The organism is Cohnella thermotolerans DSM 17683 (genome assembly GCF_000429825.1).
GTDB lineage: Bacteria > Bacillota > Bacilli > Paenibacillales > Paenibacillaceae > Cohnella > Cohnella thermotolerans.
On the sequence record NZ_AUCP01000121.1, the window covers coordinates 1 to 3,595 of the forward strand.

Annotated in this window: 2 protein-coding genes; both read left to right on the forward strand. The window is 35.2% G+C overall.

Features of this window, described 5'->3' with window-relative positions; translation table 11 throughout:
* A partial coding sequence (pglX, locus tag G485_RS27125) for a BREX-1 system adenine-specific DNA-methyltransferase PglX (RefSeq protein ID WP_156922448.1) occupies window positions 1–2,267 on the forward strand: 2,267 nt, incomplete at its 5' end.
* A gap of 82 nt (window positions 2,268–2,349) precedes the next feature.
* On the forward strand, window positions 2,350–3,507 hold the full coding sequence (locus G485_RS27130) for a hypothetical protein (protein WP_035156968.1): 1,158 nt from the start codon (window positions 2,350–2,352) through the stop codon (window positions 3,505–3,507).
* Window positions 3,508–3,595: the final 88 nt, after the last annotated feature.

Genomic DNA, 3,595 nt, shown 5'->3' on the forward strand with positions numbered 1-3,595 from the left:
TTTTCTATGTTTTCCTTGCAGATAAATTCGACAAAAGTAGCTCAAATCCCTTGTGGAATAAGGATTTTTTGTTCGTTCAGCAAGCCCTAATTAGGATTGATGACGTTGAAAGAGAACATATTTTAACGAAATTAAAATATATTATTGATAATCCTGCTGAAGATCTTTTTGGAGAAATTTCGAGAAAAAAATTAATCGATATATTGCCGCAATTATTAAAACAAACCGACATAATGTCTACCGTGTTTGATATTTTGGTTACCAACCCACCGTATATGGGAAATAAATATATGAATCCATTTTTAACTGATTTTATGAATAAGTATTATCCCGAAAATAAATCAGATACTTTTTCTGCATTTGTTCAAATGGGTATGAACAAAGTGAGTAATAAAGGCCTTTTGGGATTTCTAACACCGTTAGTTTGGATGTTTATATCCTCTTACGAAAACCTTAGAAGTTGTATTATTAATAAAAAAAATATTTCCTCTCTCATTCAACTCGAATATAATGCTTTTCCAGAAGCGTGTGTACCTGTATGTAGTTTTGTTTTGAGAAATTATCCTGTTGATATTAATGGTGTATTCATTCGCTTAGCTAACTTTACAGGTACGGAAAACCAATCTAAGAAGACTTTGGAAGCTATACAAAATCCATTAGTTGATTACAGATACACCTGCTCAATAAAAAAATTCAATAAAATTAAAGGAACTCCAATCGCTTATTGGGTGAGTGACAACCTAATTAAAGCATTCGATACACAATATAAAGTCTCAAATTTCGGGATATTAAATGAAGGTGTAAAAACAAGAGATAATGAGAGGTTTTTGAGACTTTGGTATGAAGTAGATTCTACACGAAAAGACAAGTGGAAACCATATAGTAAGGGAGGAGGATTTAAAAAGTGGTACGGTAATAATGAATACGTGATAAACTGGGAATTTAATGGGAAGGAAGTTAAAGAATTTAAAAAATCGAGTGGGGCTAATTTTAAATATTTCTTCCAAGAAACAATTACATGGTCAGCAATAAGCAGTTATAAGTTTTCAGTTCGGTACATTAATAATTCATTATTCGGAGGTGGCGGATCGGGAATCACTAATATTTCAAAAGATAAAATTTATTTGCTGCTCGGTTTACTTAATACAAATTTAGCAAATGAAATTCTAAATATGCTTAGTTCCACTCTAAATTATGAGGTGGGTAATGTTTCAGAGGTTCCAATCATTTTGGAGAAAATCGACAAAGACCTCATTGACAATTTGGTAAAAAGAGCAATTGAAATTTCAAAAGATGATTGGGATTCATATGAAACATCTTGGGATTTCGGCATGCATCCTCTTATACGGTTTAAAAATCATTCCAATTCAATTGAAGATGCTTTTAACATTTGGGAGAAATACAAGACAAATCAATTTAATGAATTAAAATCAATCGAGGAAGAGCTGAATCGCTTGTTTAATGAAGCATACGGAATTGAAAAAGAATTAACCTCTGAAGTTATTGACGGTGATATTACAATCCATAAAGCGGATAGGAAAAATGATATTAAGTCGTTTATTTCTTATGCTGTTGGTTGTATGTTTGGCAGATACTCTTTGGATCAAGATGGTCTTGTTTATGCTGGTGGAGTGTTCCAAAAAGAAAAGTATAAAAAATTTAAAGTTGATGAAGATAATATACTTCCCATTGTACAGGGAGCATATTTTGAGGATGATATTGTAACAAAGTTCGTCCATTTTGTCGAAATTACATTTGGCAAAGATAATATATTAGAAAACCTTGATTTTATAGCGAGGATACTCGGCAAAAAAGACAACGAATCATCAACAGATACAATTAGACGATACTTTCTAAACGATTTCTTTCAAGATCATATTAATGTATATAGTACAAGAGGTAGAAAGGCTCCAATTTATTGGCTGTTCACCTCAGGCAAACAAAAAGCATTTAACTGCTTAATCTACATGCATCGCTACGACAAAACTACCTTGTCGAGAATCAGAACAGACTACTTGCACGAACTCCAGATCCGACTTGATGCAGAGAAGAAATCTCTCTTGAGTATCATCGAGGGAGGTGGAACTGCCAAAGAAATCAGCAATGCCAAGAAAGAATTGAAAACGTTGGATTTGAAAATAGAAGAACTGAAAGCATACGACGAACTGCTTCACCATATGGCTGACATGCAGATCGAGATTGACCTTGATGATGGTGTGGCAGTGAATTATGCTAAATTTAATGGTTTGCTTGCAAAACTGGAATAGATTTCGGGTACAATGGGGATATACCAACTTTGTTTTGGTATATCCCTGTCCATTAGGCTGATAACAAAGGTGTTGAGAAGTAATGAATATTGATGAGATTATTAATACGCTGAAGACAACCTTTTGTGAGCCGCTTGATGACGGGGAACAACGAAAGATTGTTTTCTGGTTTGATAAGGACCAGGAGTTTGTTGATTACATAGATGAGATCACCATAGAGAACGTCAAGGTGCACAAATTGACGGAGGGCAACAGCTTCTATACAAAGTATCTTCTCGAAGAAGAGGATCCAGCCTCACATTATCTGATCTATACTACTCAGAATATGGGTGCGGAAGACAACTGGCTCTTGGATACGCTCTTGTATTCGAAAAGCTTTTATGCGGATAAGATCTCGCTCATTATGAATGAGTTGAAGATCGATTCATCCCTGAGAAGTTTTGTAAAGAAATACGAGAAGTTTTTTGGCAATAAAGACCGCCTTCGAAAATTCAAGGCATTAGATATCACAACTTTCTCAGAGGAAACTATTGAGTTGGCGATCATGGGGGTTTTATGCAATCTGAAATCGCTTGATTTTGAGGATGTTGTAAAGGTTATTCTCATGGATAATCTGGACGACAGCGAGAACAAATACCTGGATCTGATGGGTAAGTTTTTTGACATCCAAGTATTCTGGAAATACGTCTCCGAGCGGTATGGGTTCGAACAAAGCAATCCAACGCTGAAGGGATTATTCCTTCACTTGACTGTCTCCGCACTAAGTTACGTAATCGAAGAGCGGCATCTATCTCTAATCAAAAACTATATCGCCACTCGTAATAAATCTAATGCATTCGTTTTTATCGATCACTGGATGCATCATAAGACGGATTATCTCGTGTTTGATCAGCTTGCAGAAATGGCGGAAAAAGAAATTAAGCTTGCTGATATCGTGAATCAACTTCCAGTTGAAGAGTTCAAGACGGCAGATACGTTCCCTTATTTCGATAAGGCAATCATCATGTATATAGCAAACAGTTTGGATGCAAGGCTTGAAGATTATGAAGAATACATCAAGCTGATCAATTTACGAAGAGCGAAGCATTATTATGAGAAGTATCAATATATTTACGAAGCTTTGTATTATACCGTAAAAATGTTTGAGTTCTACAAAAAGCACAGCTTTGGTATCCCAAAAGCCCAGGCATTGGACATGTTCCGAGCTTACGTAAACGATTATCATCAAATGGATACTTAGGGCTTGCTGAACGAACAAAAAATCCTTATTCCACAAGGGATTTGAGCTACTTTTGTCGAATTTATCTGCAAGGAAAACATAGAAAATT

Coding starts and splice junctions, on each gene's coding strand:
- G485_RS27130 (WP_035156968.1), top strand. CDS start 2,350: ATGAATATTGATGAGATTATTAATACGCTGAAGACAACCTTTTGTGAG.